At 57.8% G+C, this 24,557-nt stretch carries 18 protein-coding genes, 2 pseudogenes and 1 riboswitch; of the genes and pseudogenes, 10 read left to right on the forward strand and 10 right to left on the reverse strand.

Annotated features, from left to right (window positions below):
* The first annotated feature begins 131 nt into the window (after positions 1 to 131).
* The 5 genes from HY308_14110 to betA all read left to right on the forward strand — a co-directional run bounded on the left by HY308_14110 (position 132) and on the right by betA (position 6,321).
* The gene (locus HY308_14110; GenBank protein ID MBI3899409.1) at positions 132 to 902 is read left to right on the forward strand and encodes a DeoR/GlpR transcriptional regulator; all 771 of its coding nucleotides are present in this window, start codon (positions 132 to 134) and stop codon (positions 900 to 902) included.
* A gap of 173 nt (positions 903 to 1,075) precedes the next feature.
* The gene (locus HY308_14115) at positions 1,076 to 2,080 is read left to right on the forward strand and encodes a GlxA family transcriptional regulator (GenBank protein ID MBI3899410.1); all 1,005 of its coding nucleotides are present in this window, start codon (positions 1,076 to 1,078) and stop codon (positions 2,078 to 2,080) included.
* 49 nt (positions 2,081 to 2,129) lie between these two features.
* On the forward strand, positions 2,130 to 3,080 hold the full coding sequence (locus HY308_14120) for a choline ABC transporter substrate-binding protein (GenBank protein ID MBI3899411.1): 951 nt from the start codon (positions 2,130 to 2,132) through the stop codon (positions 3,078 to 3,080).
* A 33-nt stretch (positions 3,081 to 3,113) separates the two neighbouring features.
* The gene (gene betB, locus HY308_14125) at positions 3,114 to 4,574 is read left to right on the forward strand and encodes a betaine-aldehyde dehydrogenase (protein MBI3899412.1); all 1,461 of its coding nucleotides are present in this window, start codon (positions 3,114 to 3,116) and stop codon (positions 4,572 to 4,574) included.
* A gap of 82 nt (positions 4,575 to 4,656) precedes the next feature.
* Positions 4,657 to 6,321, forward strand: a complete 1,665-nt coding sequence (betA, locus tag HY308_14130; protein ID MBI3899413.1) for a choline dehydrogenase — start codon at positions 4,657 to 4,659, stop codon at positions 6,319 to 6,321.
* 7 nt (positions 6,322 to 6,328) lie between these two features.
* Here the strand turns inward: betA and HY308_14135 are convergent, their stop codons facing one another.
* The 9 genes and pseudogenes from HY308_14135 to bluB form a co-directional block, all read right to left on the reverse strand.
* Positions 6,329 to 7,072: an adenosylcobinamide-GDP ribazoletransferase gene (locus tag HY308_14135; GenBank protein MBI3899414.1), complete on the reverse strand. Its 744-nt coding sequence runs from the start codon at positions 7,070 to 7,072 to the stop codon at positions 6,329 to 6,331.
* Positions 7,069 to 7,629 carry an alpha-ribazole phosphatase family protein gene (locus tag HY308_14140; protein MBI3899415.1) on the reverse strand — a complete coding sequence of 187 codons (561 nt, stop codon included), beginning with the start codon at positions 7,627 to 7,629 and terminating at the stop codon, positions 7,069 to 7,071. Before HY308_14140 ends, HY308_14135 begins: the two co-directional genes overlap by 4 nt.
* Positions 7,630 to 7,641: 12 nt before the next feature.
* Positions 7,642 to 7,968: pseudogene (locus HY308_14145) on the reverse strand (endonuclease domain-containing protein).
* A gap of 85 nt (positions 7,969 to 8,053) precedes the next feature.
* Positions 8,054 to 9,115, reverse strand: coding sequence for a nicotinate-nucleotide--dimethylbenzimidazole phosphoribosyltransferase (gene cobT, locus HY308_14150; GenBank protein MBI3899416.1), 1,062 nt, complete (start codon positions 9,113 to 9,115; stop codon positions 8,054 to 8,056).
* Positions 9,112 to 9,633, reverse strand: coding sequence for a bifunctional adenosylcobinamide kinase/adenosylcobinamide-phosphate guanylyltransferase (gene cobU / locus HY308_14155; protein ID MBI3899417.1), 522 nt, complete (start codon positions 9,631 to 9,633; stop codon positions 9,112 to 9,114). The genes cobT and cobU overlap by 4 nt, the downstream gene beginning before the upstream one ends.
* Positions 9,634 to 9,730: 97 nt before the next feature.
* On the reverse strand, positions 9,731 to 11,311 hold the full coding sequence (locus HY308_14160; protein ID MBI3899418.1) for a cobyric acid synthase: 1,581 nt from the start codon (positions 11,309 to 11,311) through the stop codon (positions 9,731 to 9,733).
* Positions 11,308 to 12,318, reverse strand: a complete 1,011-nt coding sequence (locus HY308_14165; protein MBI3899419.1) for a threonine-phosphate decarboxylase — start codon at positions 12,316 to 12,318, stop codon at positions 11,308 to 11,310. Before HY308_14165 ends, HY308_14160 begins: the two co-directional genes overlap by 4 nt.
* Before the next feature lie 10 nt (positions 12,319 to 12,328).
* On the reverse strand, positions 12,329 to 13,237 hold the full coding sequence (locus tag HY308_14170) for a cobalamin biosynthesis protein (protein ID MBI3899420.1): 909 nt from the start codon (positions 13,235 to 13,237) through the stop codon (positions 12,329 to 12,331).
* The gene (bluB, locus tag HY308_14175) at positions 13,237 to 13,893 is read right to left on the reverse strand and encodes a 5,6-dimethylbenzimidazole synthase (protein MBI3899421.1); all 657 of its coding nucleotides are present in this window, start codon (positions 13,891 to 13,893) and stop codon (positions 13,237 to 13,239) included. Before bluB ends, HY308_14170 begins: the two co-directional genes overlap by 1 nt.
* Before the next feature lie 153 nt (positions 13,894 to 14,046).
* Positions 14,047 to 14,249: riboswitch (cobalamin riboswitch) on the reverse strand.
* A 57-nt stretch (positions 14,250 to 14,306) separates the two neighbouring features.
* Between bluB and HY308_14180 the strand changes: the two genes are divergently transcribed.
* On the forward strand, positions 14,307 to 16,355 hold the full coding sequence (locus tag HY308_14180; GenBank protein MBI3899422.1) for a tetratricopeptide repeat protein: 2,049 nt from the start codon (positions 14,307 to 14,309) through the stop codon (positions 16,353 to 16,355).
* An 89-nt stretch (positions 16,356 to 16,444) separates the two neighbouring features.
* Here HY308_14180 and HY308_14185 read toward each other — a convergent pair whose 3' ends face one another.
* Positions 16,445 to 17,428 (reverse strand): porin, encoded by a 984-nt coding sequence (locus HY308_14185; GenBank protein ID MBI3899423.1) that lies wholly within the window; start codon positions 17,426 to 17,428, stop codon positions 16,445 to 16,447.
* Between the two features lie 606 nt (positions 17,429 to 18,034).
* Here HY308_14185 and HY308_14190 point away from each other — a divergent pair.
* The 4 genes and pseudogenes from HY308_14190 (at position 18,035) to HY308_14205 (ending at position 24,300) form a co-directional block, all read left to right on the forward strand.
* On the forward strand, positions 18,035 to 19,708 hold the full coding sequence (locus tag HY308_14190; GenBank protein MBI3899424.1) for a formate--tetrahydrofolate ligase: 1,674 nt from the start codon (positions 18,035 to 18,037) through the stop codon (positions 19,706 to 19,708).
* A gap of 345 nt (positions 19,709 to 20,053) precedes the next feature.
* The gene (locus tag HY308_14195; protein MBI3899425.1) at positions 20,054 to 22,801 is read left to right on the forward strand and encodes a LysM peptidoglycan-binding domain-containing protein; all 2,748 of its coding nucleotides are present in this window, start codon (positions 20,054 to 20,056) and stop codon (positions 22,799 to 22,801) included.
* Positions 22,802 to 23,229: 428 nt separating this feature from the next.
* Positions 23,230 to 23,481, forward strand: a pseudogene (locus HY308_14200) (transposase).
* An 87-nt stretch (positions 23,482 to 23,568) separates the two neighbouring features.
* Positions 23,569 to 24,300, forward strand: a complete 732-nt coding sequence (locus HY308_14205) for a transposase (protein ID MBI3899426.1) — start codon at positions 23,569 to 23,571, stop codon at positions 24,298 to 24,300.
* The last annotated feature ends 257 nt before the right edge of the window (positions 24,301 to 24,557 follow it).

Below are 24,557 nucleotides of genomic sequence, written 5' to 3' on the forward strand. Positions count from 1 at the left end.
TTTAGCGGCGGTGGTTGGCAATGCGTGACGTAGCGCGTAGCCCATTGAAATGTAACTCGATTCAAGCGGTGATTTTGCGACATTATGGGTTGGGACCCGAAAAACGGAATTTAACGAAGGTGAAAAAGATCATGTGGCAAGAACAGCGTTACCGCTGCATTCGCAGCCTATTGGCAACCTACCAGCAAGTCTCGACCGATCAGATCGTCACCGAGCTTGGCGTATCGCGCGAAACAGTGCGCCGAGACTTGTTGGAGCTAGAGGCGTTGGGCGAGCTGAAGCGTGTACATGGCGGCGCTATCAAGGTCGAAGACGAGCCACCGATCGAGGAGCGCGTTCACACCCGCGTCAAATTCAAGCGCGCGATTGCCCGGCTCACGGCGAGCATGGTTTCCAGCGGTCAAACGCTGTTTATCGATGCCGGTAGTACCACTGTCATTCTGGCGGAAGAGCTCGCCAAACTTAGCGGCCTTACGATCATTACTAATTCCTTCGACGTTGCGATAAGTATGCGCAACGGGAGGGAACAGCGGGATAAAGCCAATGAACTCATTGTCCTCGGTGGGGTACTGGATGACCGTGCCCCAGCGACGGTCGGTAGTCTGACGGTGGCCGAAATTTATCGCTACCGGGCAGATATCGCATTGTTGTCGCCGGTGGGTGTCGATCTTGAGCACGGCGCTACCAATTTCGACCATCAAGAAGCCGATGTCGCTCGCGCCATGGTTGCCGGGGCCGAACGCGTCTTTATTTTGGCGGATTACAGCAAGATCGGTTTAGCGAGCCGGGTGGCATATTGCCCGGTCAAGCGTATCGATTTGCTTATCACCAACAGCAAGGCGGCCGAGGAGGGTGGGTTTGCCGATCTACAATCGGCACTATCGCGGGTCGCATTGGCTTAAATTTGCGAGAGCCATTTGACTATTAGCAAAAGGGACTATACTGAGAAAACGACATATAGCGTCGTAAAACGTCAACCTGATGGCGCTTTCGTCTGTAGCATTTGTAGCGTCCGAACCCTGGGTAGATCGTTATGAATACGACTAACAACAGTGGAGCGGTAGATCGAGTGCAAATGGATGCACGTGCGGCCCCCCGCAAAATTGGCCTTTTGTTGCTCCCACAGTTTTTTTGTTCCGAGCTGGGCCTGATCACCGAGCCATTGGTGTTCGCCAATTGGCTGGTGCAACGAACATTGTTCGAGTGGACCACGCTTTCGTTGGACGGCCATCCGGTCGCTGCCAGCAACGGGATTCAGGTGGCGGTCGACGGTGCCATTGCCAACGATCAAGAATTTTTTGCTGTCTTTGTTCTCGCCGGCTTCGAATCGAAGACTTATGCCAACGACAAACGCGCCAAAGATTGGCTGCGTCGCCAATCGCTATTCGGCGCGGCGCTCGCCGGTGTGCAAATGGGTAGCGAAATTCTTGCCGCTGCTGGTTTGTTGAGCGGTTGTCGCGCGGCAGTTCACTGGGATAACCTGGAAGGATTCCGCGAACTCTATCCTAAGGTCGACGCCAAAGCGGAATTATTCGCGATCGAGCCGCGTCGTCTAACGTGCGCCGGTGTTACCAGTGTGACCGACATGATGTTGCATTGGCTCAACGAGTTGGTCGGTACCGATCTGGTTCGCGAAGTTTCCCAGCACATGCTCGTCACCAAGACACGCCCGGCGACCGAGAGTCAGCTCAGTGTCGCCCTCGAGAGCGGCGATAGCGCCAGCCCACAAGTTTTGGAAGCGATCACGATTATGCAGCGCACGTTGGAAGATCCGATATGTTGCGATGAGATCGCGCGCATGGTCGGGCTTTCGCGTCGGCAATTGGAACGTCACTTCAAGCAATACACCACCATGGCGCCGCAGAAGTATTACATCCATCTGCGGCTATCCAAGGCCCATCGACTCCTACAACAAACCAACCTCAGCGTGGCGCAGGTTAGTGCTTGCACTGGCTTCGATTCGCTGGAACATTTTTCCCGCGTTTATCGTCAGAAGTTCGGTCGTCCTCCTAGCACGGATCGGCTGCAGTCCACGGCTGCTCCGGTAATGCGACAGATAAAAACGTTTGTCCGAAAATAGACAAACTTTGATCGTCCAACGAAGTGCTCTCAACATAAGGAGTGTGTAAATGAGTTCATTGCGCCGTGTGATAACCATTGTCGGATTGGTGGCTTGTGTTTTTTCTATAACGGCGGTGAGCGCCGCCGAGCCGGCGGAATGTCGGCGGGTAAATTTCGCCGACGTCGACTGGACCGATATCCAGGCGACGACCGCGCTAACGTCGGTCGTGCTCGAAGGCCTGGGCTACAAGCCGAAACGGGTTACCGTCGCCGTGCCGAAGGTATTCGACGGCATCAAGCGTAAAACGATTAACGTCTTTCTCGGCTACTGGAATCCGAGCATGACGCCGATCGCCGAACCGTATTTGAAGGATGGCTCGGTGATGATGGTGCCAAAGCCGAATCTCACCGGGGCTAAATACACGCTGGCAGTACCTACTTATGTTGCTGACGCCGGCTTACACAGCTTTGCCGACATCAACAAGTTTCGAACGCAGCTCGCCGCCGAAATCTACGGCCTCGAGCCGGGCAATGACGGCAATCTTCTGATCAAGAAAATGATCGACGGCGACAGTTTTAACTTGAAGGGTTTCAAGTTGGTCGAGTCGAGCGAAGAATTCATGCTGACTTACGTCGAGCGCGCGGTTAAACAGAAGAAGCCGGTCGTCTTCCTCGGTTGGGCGCCACATCCGATGAACGAACGGTTTCAGATGACATACTTGTCCGGCGGTGACGATGTCTTCGGGCCGAACTTCGGCGGCGCTGAAGTGTTTACCGTGGTCGCACCGGACTATATAGAAAAGTGCCCGAATGTCGGCACCTTCATCAAGAACTTGCAGTTCACGTTGTCGATGGAAAGCCAGGTCATGGGGCCCATTCTTGAAAAGCGCGATCCGGCGGAGGCCGCCACAGAATGGTTAAAGAAGCACCCAAGCACTCTTCTCGGTTGGTTAAAGGGTGTGAAAACTTTCGACGGTAGGGACGGTCTGACCGCCGTGCGCAGTCATCTCGGTTTGTAATTCATTCGATTCATCAGGTTGAGGTTCAGTCATATGAAGTTGTCTTCGGTACAGCAGAGTTACATCGGTGGTCGTTATATCGCGAGCACATCCGGCGAAACGTTCGCCGACATCAATCCGGCCACCGGTGAGTTGTTGTGCCATGTCGAGAAAGCGGGGCAGGTGGAAGTCGACAAGGCGGTTGCCGCCGCGCAGGAGGGATTCGCCGTTTGGTCGGTGATGACTGGCACCGAGCGCGGTCGTATCCTTAATCGTGCCGTGCAGATCCTGCGGGCGCGCAACCGCGAAATCGCCGAGCTCGAAGTGCGTGATACCGGCAAGCCGATTCAAGAGGCGGAAGCGGTCGACGTTCTTTCCGGCGCCGACTGCATCGAGTACTACGCCGGGCTCGCCGCGTCGCTGCACGGCGAGCACTATCAGCTCAAGGGCGCGTTCGCTTATACCCGGCGCGAGCCGCTTGGCGTGTGCGTCGGCATCGGCGCCTGGAACTATCCGATTCAAATCGCCTGCTGGAAATCGGCGCCGGCGCTGGCATGTGGCAATGCCATGATCTTCAAGCCGGCGCAGCTGACGCCGCTGACGGCGGCGGTGTTGGCCGAGGTCTATACCGAGGCGGGTCTGCCGGCCGGTGTGTTTAACGTGATTCAGGGCGACCGCCACAGCGGCCAGGCGTTGGTGCGCCATCCGGGCGTGGCCAAGGTGTCGTTGACCGGCGGCGTCGATACCGGCAAGCGCGTCATGGCCGATGCCGCCGAGACGCTGAAGCACGTGACGCTGGAGCTCGGCGGCAAGTCGCCGCTGATCGTGTTCGACGACGCCGATCTGAACAACGCCGTCGCCGCAGCGATGATGGCGAACTTCTACACCCAAGGCGAAATCTGCACCAACGGCACGCGCGTATTCGTGCATGAATCGATCTACGACCGGTTCCTCGAGCAGCTGGTTGCGCGTACCCGCAAGCTTAAGATCGGCGATCCGTTCAACCCCGAGACGCAGGTTGGTGCCTTGATTTCCGAAGGCCACATGAATAGCGTGCTGCAATTCATCGACAGCGGTAAGCGCTCGGCACGCTTATTGTGCGGCGGCAAACGTGCGAGCGGTGGCGCCGCGAGTAAGGGTTACTTCGTCGAGCCGACGATATTTGCCGACTGCGCCGACGACATGCAGATCGTCTGCGAAGAGATCTTCGGACCGGTGATGTCAGTGCTGAAGTTTGCCGACGAAGCCGAGGTCGTGCGCCGCGCGAATGCCACCGAGTTCGGCCTCGCCGCCGGCGTGTTCACGCGCGATCTCACGCGTGCCCATCGCGTGATCGCGCAACTGGAGGCCGGCGTCTGCTGGATCAACAACTACAACATTACGCCGGTCGAGATCCCGTTCGGCGGCTTCAAGCAGTCGGGCCTCGGCCGCGAAAACGGCCTCGCTACCCTCGAGCACTACACGCAGTTGAAGAGCGTCTACGTCGAAATGAGCGATGTGGTTTGTCCGTATTAGTCGCCGGCAGTAGGGACGGATTAGATCAAGCAAACAAGGAAGGCGATAACTACAGTAACCACGACGCACACGAGAATCGTTGATGTCCATCTCTAGAGAGTTCGATTACATCATCGTCGGCGCCGGTTCGGCGGGCTGCGTGCTCGCCAACCGTTTGACCGAGCAGCCGGAAAACAATGTTCTGCTGATCGAGGCAGGTCCGCCGGATCACAGCTTGTTTATTCATATGCCGTCGGCATTTGCCTATCCGCTGGCCGACGATAAGTACAACTGGGCGTACGAAACCGAGCCGGAACCGTTCATGGAAGACCGGCGTATGTCGTGCCCGCGCGGCCGTGTCATCGGTGGTTCGTCGTCGATCAATGGCATGGCGTACATCCGCGGCCACGCGCTCGATTACGACGGTTGGGCAGCGGCCCCCGGTCTCGAGCACTGGTCGTACTCCCATTGTTTGCCGTATTTCAAGAAGGCTGAGACCCGCCTCAAAGGCGCCGACGATTATCACGGCGGCAACGGTCCACTCTATGTCACGACCGGCGAGATGAAGAATCCGTTGTACCGCACCTTCATTAAGGCCGGTATGGAAGCCGGTTACGGCTACACCGAAGACATGAACGGCTATCGCCAGGAAGGCCTCGGACCGATGGATCGGACGACGTACAAAGGTCGGCGCTGGAGCACGGCGATGGCCTATCTTCGCCCTGCGAAGAAGCGGCCGAACCTTACGGTGGTGTCGCGCTGCCTGGTCAGCCGTGTGCTGTTCGAGGGCAAGCGCGCGATCGGTGTCGAGTACATTCGCAAGGGTCAGACAACGCAGGTACGCGCGCAGCGCGAGGTAATCGTTTCCGGCGGCTCGATCAATTCACCGCAGTTGCTGATGTTGTCCGGTATCGGTAACGCCGATGAGCTGCAGAAACACGGCATTAAGTCGGTAGCGCACGTTCCCGGCGTTGGCGAGAACCTGCAAGACCACATCGAAACCTATGTGCAGTACGCGTGCACGCAGCCGATCTCGCTTTACTCGACACAGAATTTCTTCGCCATGGGCATGATCGGTCTCGAGTGGCTGCTGTTCCGCCGCGGTGTTGGTGCGACCAATCATTTCGAAGCCGGCGGTTTCATCCGCAGTCGCGCCGGCGTCAAGCATCCCGACCTGCAATACCATTTCTTGCCGATCGCGATTGCTTACGACGGCAGCTACAAGGTCGAGCAACACGGCTTTCAGGCGCACATCGGGCCGATGCGGCCGACCTCGACCGGCTGGGTCAAGCTGCGCTCGCCCGATCCGCGGCAACCGCCGCGCATTTTGTTCAACTATTTACAGACCGAGGAAGATCGCCGCCAGTTTCGCGACGGTGTCAGACTGACGCGCGAGATTTTTTCGCAACGTGCGTTCGAGCCGTATCGCGGCGTCGAGCTGTCGCCGGGACCGACGGTTATCACCGATGCCCAGATCGATGCGCATTTACGGAAGAAGGCCGAGAGTGCCTATCACCCGTCGTGTACCTGCAAGATGGGCGCCGACAACGATCCGATGGCGGTGGTCGACGGTCAGTTGCGCGTGCGTGGCGTGGAAGGATTGCGTGTCGTCGACGCGTCGATTATGCCGGCGGTGGTCAGCGGCAATCTCAACGCGCCGACCATCATGATCGGCGAGAAGGCCGCCGATATTATTCTCGGCAAGCAGTTACCGCCGAAACAAGTGCCCGTGTTTATTCACCCGGAGTGGCAGACCAAGCAACGCTGACGAGTCGTCAGCTAGCGATGAGCGCAGCGGCGACCAACGCCGCGGTCTCGGTCAGCTCGATGAGCGCACCGGCGGTATCGCCGGTCATGCCGCCGAGGCGTTTGCACATCGCGCGGCGCAACAACACAAAAACCCCAACAGACGCCAGCAGCGCCCAGAAGCCGGCGAGGGTGCCGATCGCCAACGTGGCGACTACCGTGACGCCGACGGCGATCATGCAGGCGGCTCGCGGCAGATGCGCCGCTAACGCCGCTCCCAACCCACCTGGGCGAACATATGGCGTCGTTAGAAAAAGTAGCGGCGGCGTGCAGCGCGCCAGCGCCGGAATGAAGAGCAATGCCTGCCAGTGGTTGGTCGCCAACACGTGCACGGCAGCGAATTTGATCAGCAGCGTAACCACCAACGTAACTACCGCCGCCGGCCCACAGTAGGGGTCTTTCATGATGGCGAGCGTGCGCTCGCGATTGCCGAGGCCGCCGACCCAAGCGTCGGCACTGTCGGCGAGCCCATCGAGATGCAGTGCACCGGTCAGCAGCACCCAGCCGCCGAGCACGAGTGCCGCCCGCAGCAGCGCCGGCGCATCGCTCAGCATCCATGCCAGCGTCGCCAGTAGCATTCCCAGCAATAGCCCGACCACCGGATAGTAGGGCAGCGAGCGGCCGATCACGCGTTCGTCAGCCGCCTGCGCCAGCCGTACCGGTAAGCGTGTGAGAAACTGCAACGCGATAAGAAACGGGTAGAGCGGATTCACGGCGTTTGGTTCTCCGGCGTATCTGCCATCGGTACGTCGATGCGACGCAATGCCGCGTACGGTACGTCGATCTCGAGCAGCTTAGCGAGTGGATGATTCAGTACATGGCACAGAATTACCCGGATCGGACCACCGTGCGCCACTACGAGCAGTCGCCGGCGCTGCGCAACGATGTCGCCCCAAGCATCGAGTACGCGCGCTCGTACCTGCGCCAAAGATTCGCCGCCCGGCGGACCGCGGTTCCAGGGATCTTGCCAGAAGCCGGTGAGGGCGTCGGCATCCGTTTCCAGCAGTTGCGCCGCCGTGCGGCCCTCCCAACGACCGAAATTCATTTCTTGCAGACGTGCATCGATTTGCAGCGGCAACGCGCGCTGCTCGGCTAACGCGCGGGCGAAGGCGGCGCAACGAGTCAGCGGCGAGGTGACAATGCCGTCCCAACGGATGTCACCGCTAACCGCGGCCCACATTTGCTCCCAACCCGCGGCGCTGAGCGGATCGTCGGTGATGCCGCGATAGCACGGACCGCCTTCAACATAGCCGTGGCGTAACAGGTCTATGGAAATAGGCGCCCCTCCCCCCTCGCGGGGGAGGGGACGGGGGAGAGGGGGCGTATTAAGTTCCGCCAATATTCGCTCTAACACCGATTTAGGTTGGGTCAGAATTTCATTGTTCCAGAACCGCAGAATTCTAAATCCTTGCGATCGTAACCACGCATCACGCTTCTGATCATTAAAGCTGTCCGCATGCTGACCACCATCTGCTTCGACAATGAGCCGTGCGCTGAAGTGCACGAAATCGACGATGTAGTTACCGAGCAGTTGTTGTCGGCGAAATTTCTCGCCCAATAAGCGATGTGCGCGGAGATGTCGCCACAACAAACGTTCGGCCTGCGTCATTTCTTGGCGTAGACGTTTGACGTGGTTGATGTCGTTCACTCCCCCTCTCCCCTGTCCCCTCCCCCGCAAGGGGGGAGGGGGACGCCTAGCTCGACTTCTCCGACACTCCCGCTTCCGCGAACGTTGCCATCTCGTTGTGCAGCGCACACGCCATTCGTAATAACGGCACCGTCGCCGCCGCACCGCTGCCTTCGCCGAGACGCATGCCAAGGTCGAGCAGCGGTTGCGCGCTGAGTGCGGACAACATACGGCGGTGGCCGGGTTCCGCCGACGCGTGCGAGTACAGCAACCAGTTCTCGACGCCCGGGCGCAAGCGCACGGCGACGAGGGCGGCGGCGCTGGTGATGAATCCATCGACCAGCACTGGCAGGCCCATTTGCGCGCAGGCGATGTAACTGCCGGCGAGGGCGGCGATTTCGAAGCCACCGACGCGGCGTAGGACTTCGAGCGGCGAGTGAAGGTGACTCTTGTGGAAATCGAGCGCGCGCCGAATGACTTGGGCTTTGTGGCTGACACCTTCGGCGTTAAGGCCGGTGCCGGGGCCGACGAGTTGATCCGGCGCGGCGTCGAGCAGCGCGCAGGCTAGTGCTGTCGCCGCAGTTGTGTTGGCGATGCCCATCTCGCCGCCGACGAACAACTGCGCCGACGCTAAGTGCGCACGTTCGGCGGCATGGCGGCCAGCATGCAGTGCACACGCCAGTTGATGCTCGGTCATCGCCGGTTCGCGCGCGAAGTTGGCGGTGCCGGCACCGAGGTTGTAACTCTTGACGCCATCGAGCGCCCCCGGATCGTTAACGGTGCCGAGGTTAATGACTTCAAGCGACGCGCCGAGCGTGCGGGCAAGCACGCTAATAGCGGCGCCACCGCGGGCGAAGTTGCGTACCATTTCGCCGGTGACCGCTTGCGGAAACGCCGATACGCCTTCGGCGGCGATGCCGTGATCGCCGGCAAACACGGTGATATGCACGCGGTCTACCGCCGGGCGACTGACGCCTTGCAGCGTCGCCAAGCGAATCGCCAGTGTTTCCAGGCGCCCGAGTGCGCCCGGCGGCTTGGTCAATATCTGCTGTCGGGCCTCGGCCTCGCGGCGGGCGGCGTCGTGGTGGTTAGCGGCCGGTACGTTCAGCCAATCGATCGTTTGTGTCACAGTGGTTCCCCTTTGAGAATCATCGGTAGTCCGGCGACGACGAGCACGACGCGATCGCAGGACTGGGCCAAATCTTGATGCAAGTATCCGGCTTCGTCGCAGAAGCGACGAGTCAGTTCGCCGAGCGGCGTGATGCCGAGATTGGTTTCGTTGCTCACCATAATAATTTCGCCGGGCAACCCGGCGACGGCGGCGAGCATGGCGTTGCGTTCGCGCGCGAAGCCGGTGTCGTCGGCGGCGACCAGCCAATTGGTGAGCCACAGTGTTAGGCAGTCGACCAGCAGGCAACGATCCGGCGCGGCATGCGCGCGGAGTGCCGCTGCCAGCGCGCGTGGTTCTTCCACCAGCCCCCAGTCCGTCGGCCGGCGGGCGCGATGCGCGGCAATACGTACGCTCATCTCGCCGTCGCCGACGGTTGCGGTCGCGATATACGTCACCGGTAAACCACTTTTCAGTGCCAACATTTCCGCCAATCGGCTTTTGCCGGAACGGACACCACCGAGGATCAGGTTCTTCATCTGCTAGTGTTCCGCTCGCTGCATAATCGAGCGTCTCCCTCCCCCCTCGCGGGGGAGGGAACAAGGGAGAGGGGGAAAATATCTGAACCACATATGATCACCCCTCTCCCCTGGCCCCTCTCCCGGTCGCTCCTGCGCATCCTGCGCCCGCGACATTCGCGCCTCCATGCGCAGCACAAGGGGAGAGGGGAATGGCTGCGGTTGCCGTTTCTCCCGGAGACAGATCCAGGAGTTTTAGTAGCGATGTCGTATCGAGGTGCTGCGCGACCGCATCCGCCAAACGATCGATACCGGCCTCGCGCAATTGTTGATAGTCCGGCGTTTGCGGTGCACGGAGTCCGGCCCATGCCAGCAGCATGTTCAACGCGTCGGTCGATTCGAACAGGCCGTGCAAGTAGGTACCGATAATTTGCCCATCGTCGCTGATGGCGCCGTCGTCGCGCTGCTCGAGCTTAATCGCCGGTCGTTGCAGCGCATTGCCGTGAGTCACGCCGGCATGAATTTCGTATCCGCTGATGGCGCTGTCGTCGAGCGTCAAGCGGCCGCGAACATTTCGCAGTTGCTTCTCCTGCTCCAGCGTCGTCTCCATATCCAGTAAACCGAGGCCCGGACTACTGCCGGCATCGCCTTCGACGGCGTAAGGATCGCGAATCGCTTTGCCCAGCATCTGGAAGCCACCGCATACGCCGATCACTTTGCCGCCGTAACGCAAATGCCGGGCGATGGCCGCTTCCCAACCTTGTTCGCGCAGCCACGCGAGATCGCCGCGCACGGATTTCGAGCCGGGCAGGACAATAAGATCGGCCGGTGGAATCGATTCGCGCGGACCGATGAAACGAAAGTCGACTTGCGGATGCAGCCGCAGCGGATCGAAGTCGGTGTGGTTGCTGATACGCGGCATCACCGGAACGATGACGCGTAGACGCTGACCGTCGGCGCTACCGTGCGTGGCCGCTCGCGGCAACGCGTCTTCCGCTTCCAGATGTAGTCCTTGCAGGTACGGCAACACGCCGAATACCGGTTTGCCGGTGTGTGCTTCGAGCCAGTCGAGTCCCGGCTGCAGCAAGGCGATATCGCCGCGGAAGCGATTGATGACGAAACCGGCCACGCGTTTTTGTTCGTTCTCGCTCAGCAAGGCGAGTGTTCCGACCAAGTGCGCGAACACACCGCCGCGATCGATGTCGGCGACCAGGATCACCGGACAGTCGATGGCTTCGGCGAAACCCATGTTCGCGATATCGTTCGCGCGCAGATTGATCTCGGCCGGCGAACCCGCGCCTTCGACGATGATGCGCTCGTAGTGCGTCGTTAAACGCGCGTGCGATTCAAGCACTGCCTGGCGCGCGGTACGTTTGTAGTCGTGATAAGCCACCGCATCCATGTTGCCGATCGCACGGCCGTGGATGATCACTTGCGCACCGATGTCGGTGTTGGGCTTGAGCAGCACTGGATTCATGTCGGTATGCGGCGCTAGGCCGCAAGCTTGCGCCTGTACCGCTTGTGCGCGGCCGATCTCGCCGCCGTCGCTAGTGACGGCGCTGTTCAGCGCCATGTTCTGCGGCTTGAACGGTGCGACGCGCACACCGCGACGCCGCAGCCAGCGGCACAAGCCGGTGACCAGCGTGCTTTTGCCGGCATCGGAAGTTGTGCCTTGCACCATCAACGTGTGCGCGTTCATGTACCGGTACCGGTCAAATGGCGGGGGGAAATATCGGCGAGCGCCTGGTCGAGTCGGACCCAATCGGCTTCTGTGCCGGGCAGTCCGAAGCGCAGGCTCGCCGGTTGCTCGAACAGGCGCGTGAGAATGCCGCGCTGTGCAAAGGCATCGTGCAGTTCCGCGGCACGTGCTGTCGGCAGCCATTGAAACAGCGCGCAACCGCCGGCCGGTGTCAGTGCGTGGCGTTGCAACAGTGCGGTTAGCCGTTGCTGCGAAAGCACGAGTTGTCGGCGGGTTTGCTCGTGCCAGCTGCGATCGTTGAGTGCGCGCGTCGCTATCCAGCGCGACGGTGCCGGCACTGTCCACGGACCGAGTTGTGTTTTCAGTTTGTCGAGCAATGCCGCTTCGGCGCTAACAAAACCGACGCGCGCACCGGCAAGGCCAAAAAACTTACCGAGCGAACGCAGCACAACAAGACCCGCTTGCGCGCACAACGGCGTAAGACTTTGCTCGGGCGTTGCATCGATGAAGGCTTCATCGACGATCAGCCAGCCGCCGCCGGCGGCGAGGTGGCGATGGCAGGTCAATAATTGTTCACGAGCGAAACGCGCGCCGGTAGGATTGTTCGGTTGGACGAGCAGCAATACATCGAGCGAGTTAATCGTCTGTGTGGCAACTTCTTCAGCGCTTATCGGTATTACCTCATGACCGGCGCGGCGCCACGCGTGCGCATGCTCGGCATAACTCGGCGCCAGTACGCCGATACGCGAACGCGCTCGTAGTAACGGCAATGCTTGGATCGCCGCCTGCGATCCGGCGACAGGCAATAGGCTGTCGGTTCCGTAGTAGGCGCGTGCTGCGGGTTCGAGCTCGTCGTCATCCTCCGGTAGCCGCGCCCACAGCGACGACGGTAACAACGGTATCGGCCAACCGTTAGGATTGATACCGGTCGAGAGGTCGAGCCAATCGGCCAGCGGGATACGGTATTGCGCCGCTGCCGCGCGTAGGCGACCGCCATGCGGCAACAGTTGAGTTGTGTTAGCGGAGGAAGCGTTCGACAAGCAGTATTCCTCCGGCAAGCACGGCCAGCCATATCAACAGACTGCGATGGATTAGACGTAGTGCGCGGCCGATGTCGTTGGCGTCGGGTGCACGTCCGGCACCGAGCGGCGGGCGTGTCTCAAGTTTGCCGCGGTACCACGCCGGTCCGCCGAGCGCGAGTCCCAAGCTGCCGGCACCAGCGGCCATTACCGGTCCGGCATTGGGACTCTTCCAAGAGCGTGCTTGCGCGCGCCAGCAACGTAGGGCATTGCGCGTTTGACCGGCGATGGCATAGCTCAACGCGGTCAAACGCGCCGGAATAAAGTTGAGCACATCGTCGAAGCGCGCCGCCGCCCAGCCGAACCGACGGTAACGGTCGTTACGATAACCCCACATCGCATCGAGCGTGTTCGCCAGACGGAAAACGACCGCGCCCGGTGCGCCGACGATGGCAAACCAAAAGATCGCGCCGAAGATGGCATCGTTGCCATTCTCCAGCACCGATTCAACCGCAGCTTTAGCGACATCGTTGGATTCCATCGGCGCGGTATCACGACTTACCACGCGACCGACGCGCTCGCGTGCCTGCGCCAAGTCACCGTCGCGCAGCGCGACGCCCACAGGCCGCGTGTGCTCGCCGAGGCTGCGCCAGCCGATGGCAAGATACAAAATCACAGCGTCGAGCACCGCGGCGATTGGCGTAAATTGTGTCAATGCCGAAATAGCGGCGAACGGGAGCAGCAATAACAGCACAGCTACCACACCGCGCCCCTTGGAATTACCGTAGCAACCGCGCTCGACGATGTTTGCCAGTCGACCGAATCCGATCAATGGATGGAAGCGCCGCGGTTCGCCGAGCAGCAGGTCGAGCGTCAATGCGGCAACGATGGCGAGTAGCGTTAGCATTACTCGCTGGCATTCCAAGTATTGTCGTACAGCATTTCTTCCAGTGGTTTAGCGCGCGTCCAGTTTTCGAGTTCCAACATCGGTGCCGGATAGAACGCATCAACTTGACCGAGGCAAAGCACGGCAATCGGTTTGGCACCGCTCGGCATTTGTAGTAAGCGGGCGAGGGCGACCGGATCGAACAGCGACACCCAGCCCATGCCGATGCTTTCGGCACGAGCCGCGAGCCACAAGTTTTGAATGGCGCAGGCGACCGACGCCAAGTCCATCTCCGGTAACGTGCGTCGGCCGAACACATGCTGTTCGCGTTTATCGCACAACGCGGCGACCAACAGCACACCGCAGTCGAGAATGCCTTCGACCTTGAGTCGCATGAACTCAGCGTTGCGCTCGCCGAGCGCTTTTGCGGTTTCTTGGCGTTCGGCGTCGACCAGCGCATGAATGTCGCGGCGCAACGCCGCATCGGTAATGCGTAAAAAGCGCCAGGGTTGCATTAGCCCGACGCTGGGTGCGCGATGGGCGGCGGCGAGTAGGCGTTGCAAGGTGGCGTCGTCGATCGGTCCGCGCCGAAAGTGGCGCATGTCGCGGCGCTCGGCGATGACTCGATAGACGGCGGCGCGCTCGGCGTCGCTAAAATCCTGTGTGGGGTCTTTCATGGGGCGAACAGTGTAGCGGTTGCCCGGGGGTCCGAGGAACGCCGTGGTATAGATAGATATCGCCAGGTCGCCGGGTGGCTAATCGGGCAGGCGAACGCAGAACGGCAGAGGGTATAAATGCTTATCTCCGCGCCGCCCACCGCGGCATCATATATATAGGATCGAGCAGCAGGCCGGTCTCCGGGCTCGCGATAGACGGGCCGCCTTCCCATCCCGTCGGAGTGACGAAACAGTGGCACATGGTCCGTGTCGACTCGCTTACCGTTGCGGGGGCAGCGCCGGCTTTGTAAAGACGCACCGGCTTCCCGTTTCATTCCCGGATAGAATCCGGGAACACCTGCAGCACCAATGAATAGCGCGGGCATACTAGGGTTGCCAAAAACGGGTGTCAACGCCCCCGATGGTCGAGAGCCATGAATAGGAAAGAGCGAAGAGAGCAGCAGGCAAGACTGAAACGGGTGGCGCCCGCCGGTGCGCCGTCGACCTTACAGGAAATATTCGCCGTTGCCGCCGAGCAATTTCAACGGGGACACTATGCCGCCGCCGAGGAAGGCTTCCGGCGGGCATCCGAATTGGCGCCGCAGAGCGCTGCCGTCGCTTACAACTTGGGGCAAGTACTGCATTTGCGCGGTGCGCGCGATGAGTCGGTCGTGCATTACCGTCGTGCGCTGGCGCTTAAACCTGATCAGGCCGAAATCTGGTTCAACCTCGGCAATGTGTTACGCGAACAGGGTAATGCTGCCGAGGCGATCGACGCCTACCGTCGTGTGGTGGGTCTCAAGCCGAGTTGGGCGGAAGCGCTCAATAATTTAGGCAACTTGCTGGTATCGCAAGGAAAGTTGCAGGAGGCCCTACCGGTCTACACGCAAGCCGCCCATTTTTCGCCGGCCGACGCCGACCTGCAGCATCGTTTGGGTGTGCTCTTGAATCTCGCCGGCAACGCGGATTCGGCCGAGCAGGCATTCCGGCGCGCTATCGAAATTAATCAGGGTCACGCCGAGGCGTGGGGCGATTTGGGTCGGATAATGCTGTTGCAGCAGCGGCATGTCGAGGCAGTCGACGCCTATCGGCGTTTTATGACGATGCGACCGGATGATATCGAAGCACAAAATAATTTGGGGGTGGCGCTCGATCGGCTAGGTCGATGGTCTGAGGCGGAGGCGGCATTTCGTATCGCTCTGTCGTTACGCAGTGATTATGCCGAGGCGTATTCGAACTTAGGCAATTGTTTGGCCAGCCAAGAGCGCATGGTGGAGGCAGAGACGGCTTATCACAAGGCGATCGAGTTAAATCCAAATTTCGCGGCGGCGCATAACAATCTAGGGTTGGCATTGGCGGCTAAGGGTCAGCTTGAGGACGCAGAGGCAGCCTATCGCCAAGCCTTAGCAGTCGATGCCTGCTTTACCGAAGCGTACCGAAATATTGTCACCGGCAAGAAAATTAAATCGCTGGAAAATGACGATGTTCAGCGAATGCAACGGCTATTGGCAGAGGGTTCGCTAAATGACGTTCAGACGATGCACCTGTGCTTTGCCTTAGGCAAGGCGTACGACGACTGCAATCTATACGACAAGGCGTTCGCTTGTTATGAGAAAGCCAATCAGATTAAGCGTCGCTTTACGTTATTCGATATCAATCACTTTCGATCGCATGTCGATCGAATCATCGATTTATTTGACGCCGAGTTTTTTGCGCGCAACGTCATTCGCGGATCGAACGACGAAACGCCGGTTTTTATCGTCGGTATGCCACGGTCCGGCACGACCCTGATCGAGCAGATTGTGGCCAGCCATCCGCGCGTGTTCGGCGCCGGCGAGTTGATCAAGATCGGTGATCTTATTCATCAACTGGAAAACCCACCGGGCAGGGCACCACGAAACTATCCCGAGTTCGTCTCGGAATGGAGTGCGGATGAAGTTAGATCGACGGCAAGCGAGTATGTGCATCGTTTAACGCGCGATGTAACGAGCCCGGACATTCTCCGCGTGACGGATAAAATGCCGTTTAATTTTATCCATCTGGGATTGATTGCTTTACTCTTTCCCAACGCAAAAATTATCCATTGTCGGCGGCATCCGTTGGATACCTGCCTATCTAATTTCTTTCAGTATTTTCCGAAAGGTGCGGATTACGCTTACCGTCTTGAAGAGACCGGGCTGTACTTCAAAGAGTACGAACGGCTGATGCGCCACTGGCAGCAGGTGTTGCCGATCCAACTATTGGATATCGACTATGAAACGGTAATTTCTGATGTGGAGATCGAAGCGAGGCGGTTGATCGACTATCTGCAACTGCCGTGGGACGAGGCGTGTTTGCAGTTTTATAAACTAGAGCGATCGGTTAGAACGCTCAGTATTTGGCAAGTGCGCCAACCTATCTATACGCAGTCGAAGCAGCGGTGGCGGAATTATCGGCCCCATCTCGAGCCGTTGATAAAAATTATCGGTAGTGACTCGACGTAATCAATTTTAATTGGGCGAAAAGAAAGGGCACCCAACTCGGGTGCCCTTTCCGCTTCTAACTGCCAGTTCGAAAATCGTTCTGGAATCGATTAGAAGTTGGTGCTGAGAGCGATCAAGTACAACGATGTGTCCTCTTGCGCGGTGGCACCATCAGCGACGGTGTAGCTGTCGCTGCGATACTCAAAGTAGGTTCTGGTTTTTTTGCTGATTTCTTTGTTGACTTGGAACCAGGTTACTTTGTCTTCTTTGAGGTCGGTCGTGCCGTACAGATCTTCATCGTCATCCTTAGCCACGCCATAACCGATCATGGTGCTCCAGCCGCCACCGAAGGTCAGATTCACGCGGCCGTTGATGGCCTTCTCTTTGTTTGCGCTGTTGTCGTCCGCAATTTCGTAGCCGAGGTCGAGCGAAACCATGCTGCCAATCTTGACGCTTCCGGCGATACCCGTCGTCGTTACATCTTCAATCACAGGCGACGTATCAGTGGTGCCTTTAATGTTGTCGTAGCCTAGGCCAACCGCCACCGGGCCTGCGGTGAAAGTGCCACCGAAGGTGTAACGGTCAACAGTGTTGTCGTTGCCGCCGGTGTCAGATTGCACATCGGCTTCCAAGCTTACCGGACCAAAGCTGTTGCTGTACTTGAAGATGTTGGAAATACGGTCGACGTACGTGGAGAGATACGCGGTACCAACCACTTCCGTCGGGTCGGTAAACGTGCCGACATTGTTGTAATAAGCGCTCCATTGACGACCGGCGCTGAAGCTACCGAAGCCACCTTTGATACCGATATAGCTGAGGCGCTGTTGATCGCTGACCGTGGTGTCATCGGCAAGTACTTTGAATTCCATTTTGTAGAATATGCTGGTGCCGCCGCCGAGATCTTCGTCGCCCATGATACCGAAGCGCGAAAGCGAACCATTAAGGTCGGCAATGGTGTCTGCGTCGCCGCCGGCATCGCTAAACCGCCAGGCCATATCTAAGCGACCATAAAGTGTCGGGCCCGTATCAGCTTGGGCAAGGGGAACTGCAGCAACGGTTGCTACAGCAAGCGCAATAGCTGTCTTCTTAAACATCGTCTAATTCCCTCAGTGGTTGATTTGTTTGCTTCATGCCTTGAAAGGGACCCAAGGTCGGATTGGATAATAGCAATGTTTTTTGCAGCGTGCGACATTTTCACCACAAAGTTGTATTGAGAGTCAAAGTTAAACTAGCATCCCTAGTTGCTTAACTTTAAGTATAAAATACAATAAGTTGTATAATACTTAGATACTGTTTTCTATCTGTCGACTTAAATTATGTCGCGTATTTGATACAAATTTACAACAAATATTTTAGAGTTAGGGGTTCATGCAACTCTAAATAAGGGAGATAGGCAGCCCCTGCACACCCATCGAGATCCAGAATTGCGCCTAAAATTTCTTCAGCATTGACGTATTAACGATGCGAACAACGGTAGTATTCCGCCGCTGAAAAATGGAGTAATACGCAACAAGGCATAGGCAAGTGTGCTATCCGTAAGCAGTACCGACGCGGCGACTCTCCCAATAAATCGCGTATGTAGGTTGCCCCTGACGCAAAGCGGCTTGTCGGTGACGTGATTCCGTTCGGTCGAGAAGCACAGATCGGCGATCATTAGCCGTTGCATCATTTAAACAAATTGACTTGGAGGAGTGACGAACGTGCCATCCGATATCGAAATTGCCCAGAAAGCGAAGATGAAGCGCATTACCGAAATCGCGAAGGGGCTCGGCATTGACGAGGCGCACCTGGAGCCTTACGGCCACTACAAGGCCAAAGTGTCGCTCGAATACATCGACACACTTAAGAAGAAGCCCGACGGCAAGTTGATCCTCGTGACCGCCATTAGCCCGACACCGGCGGGCGAGGGCAAGACGACGACCACCGTCGGTTTGGGCGACGCGCTCAACCGCATCGGCAAGAAGACCGTCATTTGCTTGCGCGAGCCGAGCTTGGGCCCCGTATTCGGCATGAAGGGCGGCGCCGCCGGCGGCGGTTACGCGCAGATCGTGCCGATGGAAGACATCAATCTGCACTTCACCGGCGACTTCAACGCGATCGCGCTGGCCAACAACCTGTTGGCGGCCCTCATCGACAACCACATTCACCACGGCAACGAGCTCAGCTTCGACGTGCGCCGCATCGCCTGGAAGCGCGTGATGGACATGAACGATCGCGCGCTGCGTGACATCACCTGCTCGCTCGGTGGCCCGGGTAACGGTTATCCGCGGCAGGATGGTTTCGACATCGTCGTCGCCTCCGAAGTCATGGCGATCTTCTGCCTCTCGACCTCGCTTAAGGATCTGAAAACGCGCTTGGGCAATATCGTCGTCGGCTACACGCGCGACAGCAAGCCGATTTTGGCGCGCGATTTAAACGCACAGGGCGCGATGACGGCGTTGTTGAAGGACGCCATCAAGCCGAACCTGGTACAGACACTGGAAAACAATCCGGCGTTCGTACACGGCGGTCCGTTCGCCAATATCGCTCATGGTTGCAACTCGGTCATCGCCACCCAGACCGCACTCAAGCTCGGTGACTATGTCGTGACCGAAGCCGGTTTCGGCGCTGACCTCGGTGCCGAGAAGTTCATCGACATCAAGTGCCGCAAGAGCGGTCTGCGGCCGTCGGCGGTGGTTATCGTTGCCACGGTCCGTGCGCTCAAGTTCCATGGCGGCGCCGATTTGAAGGAGCTCAACAAGGAAAACCTGCCGGCTCTGGAAAAGGGTATCGCTAACCTCGAGCGCCATGTGAACAACGTGCGCAACCACTACGGCTTACCGTGCGTGGTGTCGATCAACCACTTCACGTTCGATACGCAAGCCGAAATCGACCTGCTGAAGCGCAAGATGGCGCATCACGAAGCGCCGGTGGTGCTGGCGCGGCATTGGGCGGAAGGCGGCAAGGGCGCGGAAGAAGTGGCGCGTGCCGTGGTCGAGTTGGTCGAGCGTGTACCAGCGGATTTTCGTTTCGTTTACGAAGAGAGCTTACCGCTATGGGACAAGATGAAAACCATCGCCACCAAAATCTACGGTGCGAGTGATATCACTGCCGATAGCAAGGTGCGTGCGCAGATCAAAAAGTTGCAGGACGACGGTTACGGCCACTATCCGGTTTGCGTCGCCAAGACCCAGTACTCGTTCTCGACCGATCCGCAGCTTAAGGGCGCACCCTCTGGCCACGTGATCAACGTGCGTGAGGTTCGGCTCGCAGCGGGTGCCGAGTTCGTCGTCATGGTCTGCGGTGACATCATGACCATGCCAGGCTTGCCGAAGGTACCGTCGGCGAATGCGATCGACGTCAACGATGAAGGAAAGATCGTCGGGTTGTTCTAACCGTACGACGCTATCCGTAGTACAAACGGCCGGGCATTTGCCCGGCCGTTTTTTTTTCGAAGCCCTCGCTGTGCTGTTTTTCTCGTAAGGACCTGGATTGGGTGCGCAGCGCCATTGCGGTTCGACCCGAATGGCACTTACTTAAGCAAAAGCCGAAGCATATCCGCAGATACTCCCTCTTCCCTTGCGGGAGAGGGCCGGGGAGAGGGGTGATATAACGCTAGTAATGGTTCCCCCTCTCCCGCAAGGGAAGAGGGAACGCTGCTGGGGGTAGGGGTCAACGAGTACAACGCCAACGGTACCTTGCGCACGGTAGCACTCGCGACGACACAAGGCGCCACTCCCGTGTTGCGTTCGTATCGGGTGAACAACGCGCTGGGTCAGATGTCGGATTATTACGAATACAACACGAGCAGCGTGATCACCAGGCATGAGCAATATGTGTACGACGATGACAATACGTTGCTGGTGCAGCGGGATATAGATATCTCCGATCCCCATATCAAGAATATCACCACCTTCAGCTACCTAGCGGACGGTACGCTCGCCAACAGCTATACCCGAACGCTCGAAGACGGAATACCCAATACCCGTAAGTATCCCAACATCTGGCAATACTACGCATACGCTAAATGGGACGGCTATAAGCAGAGCTCTGTCACCATCAAAGGCGACGCGAAGGATGTTGCAAGTTGGAAACCGGGCACGACCACGTATAAATACGATGCTAATGGACACTTGCGCGAACTTTATGATCACGTGCAAGACCGCACGATCCGTTACGTAAACAATCACCTCGGGCAGGTGATGAAACGCTATCAGTCCGAGGTGGAGATTCAGGTTGCTCATCCCAAAGAACCCATCATCCGCCGCTTTTTCTATTTGAACGGTATTGCCATTGGCGACGTTGGAACCGATAAAGTCCCGAGCCGCATCGACTACGCCCAAGTCCTGGCCGATCGTAAAGACAAGGGCGGTGGCCATATCCACGGTGATCTCAAAGACCGAGTGACTCCCGTCACGTCGGCTGACTTCGATCAAAACTTCCGACCGATCGGCCCAGACTACCCGAGCAAAACACCGGGCACCTATGTCGTCAATGCCGGCGACACGTTGCAGAGTATTGCATCGGCCGTATGGGGTGACGCATCACTTTGGTATCTCATTGCCGACGCCAACGGCCTAACCGGCTCGGAAGCCTTGCCTGCTGGTACGCGGCTCGCGATCCCCAATGTCGTCACCAACGTTCACAACACATCGGAAACGTTTCGACCGTACGACCCACGATTGATACTTGGAGATACCACACCGACATTGCCGGCAGCGAAGCCAAAGAGCCATATATTTGCGATGTTGATTGCCATCATTATTTTCATCGTTATCTGCTATGTCGGCGGAGCCTATGCCGCAGAGACCACCTGGCCGCAAGTAATGGCGGTAACCGGCTTCGCTAGCGTCGCTAGCCAAATGACGGCGGTGGCGCTGGGGCTGCAGGACAAGATCAATTGGAAGCGAGTTGCTGTGGATGCAGCGATGGCAGGTGTCTTTCAATCGGAAGGTATCAGCGTTGCTGAAAATACATCTACCGCCAGCACCATGTTAAATAGCATGCTGCGCAATACAGTATCGCAGGGCCTTAACATCGCTATCGGTAACCAGAAGAAATTTGATTGGCAGGGAGTCGCGGCGGCAGGATTGGCTAGCGGAATCACTGCACAAATGGGCCCTGGTCGAAATCCGGTAGGCTTCGGTGAAAATTTCACCAAGGGACTCCGCGATAGTTTGGTGCAAGGCGCGGTCAACAACGCGATCTACGACAAGGACGATCCGGAATCTCAATTCGATTTCGTAAGTGTGGCGGCAACGGCGCTGGGTCACGCTATTGGCAGTTCGATGGTGGAGAACACCGAACGGAACCGGCGATATGACTTACAGCGGCAGTTTGTTATGGACCAACCCTCCAGGAATCGAGAGAGGGCGATGCAGCTGAACGCCGAACAAGATCGCGGGGACGATCTGTACGAGCAATGGGGTAGGAATTATCTGCGTAATGCCGAGCAGGATCGTAATGATGTATTGAATGATCGGGCTTGGGAGGAAATTTATGACTATGAGCGGCCTGACGTGCCGGCGGAGGAGAAAAGGAATAAAGACATTACGCGCTCTTCTGCGAGCAATTCAGTAGATGCCTCTTCGAAAGGCCCCTTGCGTCTGCGGCTTACTCCCGAACAACAGGCGGCGGTAGGTAGCGCACTAGCGGCTGAAAATGCGCAACTGATAGACAGACAGCAGCTTGATTTCCTTGTTAACGGCCCAAAGACAAGTGATGCGTTTAACGCCAGTGTGAGACGAGGCGTGCAGAATATAGTGGATTTTGGTGAACTATATGCGTCGCTTATTGGATCACTTTTTGATGGATCATTCGCTACAGATCCAGGCCCGTTGCAATTGCAGAGACAGCAAGCACAGAATCGTGATGCATTTAATAGTCGCTTCCATAGCGTGCCAGTAACTGAAGTGACGTCGGGGGATCCGATCACTCGACAGCTGGCGATCAATTCGATTTTTGCCTATGGCGGTGAGTTTGCGGGAGAGAATTTGCCGTTTATGTTGGTGCCGGAAATTGGTGCTACAAGGTACGTGCGGTCCAGCAGTATATCTAAATTTAGCGGGTTGTTTGGCGATTTGGGTGTTGCAAACAATAGGATGTTGTTCAGCCCTAAGGAATTGATGGGCGTTGAGCCAGCGTCATCCGAGCTTCTTGCGGCAGTCGGCAACAAGCGAGATTTGCTAATAGCACGACCTGGTTCTGAAGAGTTGCGAATGTTGGATTATTTCGGCGCGGAGGCATCTGTTGGTGGTGTGAATAGGTCTAGCATCATTCTTCGTGAAAATCCGAGTAAGGCCGCAGTCCTTGAGGAGTTTTTGCACGGGACTCAAGAGCGATTGGGTATCATTGATCGACTTGGGACTAGCGGCTATGGTAGCGCGGAAACTCACGTCAAGGATTTCATGATTCGTCACCAAAGAATGCTTGGATTAGGCAACGAAGATGTTCGTATTTTGCAAATCCTCAAAGAGAAAGGCTTGTGAGGCAGGTATGACAATTGAACTCAAGGTGCGAGAAGTTTTTCGTCTTTCGACCGGGAACACCGTGTTTGCATGCGACGTTGATGGAGCCAGAGTGCCCCCGCGAAATAGTCGATGCGAATTAAAGAGAGGTGATGAAGTGCGGCAGACGCTGATACTTTCCGGCGAAACGCAGTTGCTTAACAAGAATGCGGCTGTTACTCAGAGGGCATTTGAGACACCGGAACAAGTTGAACTTAGCCCTGAGGAGGCTAGAAGCGGGCAATGGAGACTCATGTGCGTTGATTAGAAGTGGCAAACAACACAGTGCCGTCCGCACTGCGTTCCGGTCAGCTCTATGAAGCAGAGGGATCAAGGGGTCAGACCCATTGATTCCCCCTCAGACGACGGGTACCCTCAAGGGCCATTCTCCATCAAGCAAGTGACAGGCGATGGCGCGTCTTCCCCGATTCCTCATCCCTGGCCAGCCGCAACATGTGATCCAGCGCGGCAACAATCGCGACGCGATATTTCGCGCCGAGGGCGACTATCGTTTTTATCTGGAAAAGCTGCGAGTCGCTGCCGAAAAGCACAATTGCGACCTTCACGCGTATGTGCTCATGACCAATCACGTGCACCTGCTGGTTACGCCCCATCGCGACAACGGCATCGGCCAGATGATGCAGATGCTCGGGCGTTACTACGAGAGGATCAAGGGGTCAGACTCGTTGATTCCCCCTCAGAAGACGGGTAACCTCGTGAGCCATTCTCCAGCAAGCAGGTGACAGGCGATGGCGCGTCTTCCCCGATTCCTCATCCCTGGCCAGCCGCAACATGTGATCCAGCGCGGAAACAATCGCGACGCGATATTTCGCGCCGAGGGCGACTATCGTTTTTATCTGGAAAAGCTGCGAGCCGCTGCCGAAAAGCACGATTGCGACCTCCACGCGTATGTGCTCATGACCAATCACGTACACCTGCTGGTTACGCCCCAGCGCGACAACGGCATCGGCCAGATGATGCAGATGCTCGGGCGTTACTACGTGCAATATTTCAACCACCGCTACCGGCGCACCGGCACCCTCTGGGAAGGACGCTATCGCGCGACACTGATTGATAGCGAGCCGTACCTGCTCACCTGCATGCGCTACATCGAACACAATCCCGTGCGGGCACGCCACCTGGCCACGCATCCGGCGGACTATCCCTGGTCGAGCTACCGATATAACGCCTTAGGGAAAGCGGATCCCCTACTCACCCCGCACCGGGAATATAAGCGGCTAGGTTCAACCGCCGCGGCCCGACAAGCGGCGTACCGCCAACTGTTTCGCGCCCAACTACCGGAGAAGACATTAACCGCGATACGCGAGGCAACGAACAAAGCCTGGGTGCTCGGTAGCGACCGCTTCAAGGGCAAGATGGAGAAGACACTGGCACGGCCGGCGCAGTCCCGTGGGCACGGCGGTGATCGCAAGTCAGAACGCTATCGGCAGGGGGCGTCTCGTCAGAATCGTCGAGTCTGACTCCTTGATCCGGCTTCTTCACCGTCAATCTGGCGGAACGACAATCACAACGGCTGACCGAGCACATCCAGCTCCTATACATTGGTGGCATGAAATGCGAGGGAACCTCACGGTCTGACCCTGAGGTTTCCCCGCATTCCCTCCTAGCTTCCCCGGCATTCTGATCTATTCTTCCGGAAAAACCGTGCATGCATGGCACGTGCTGCCACGCTTCTCGTTGTCGAGACGAAAGAGCGAGGTGTGCCATGCATGCAAGC

The sequence above is a fragment of the Gammaproteobacteria bacterium genome, assembly GCA_016199745.1.
Taxonomy (GTDB): domain Bacteria; phylum Pseudomonadota; class Gammaproteobacteria; order Acidiferrobacterales; family Sulfurifustaceae; genus JACQFZ01.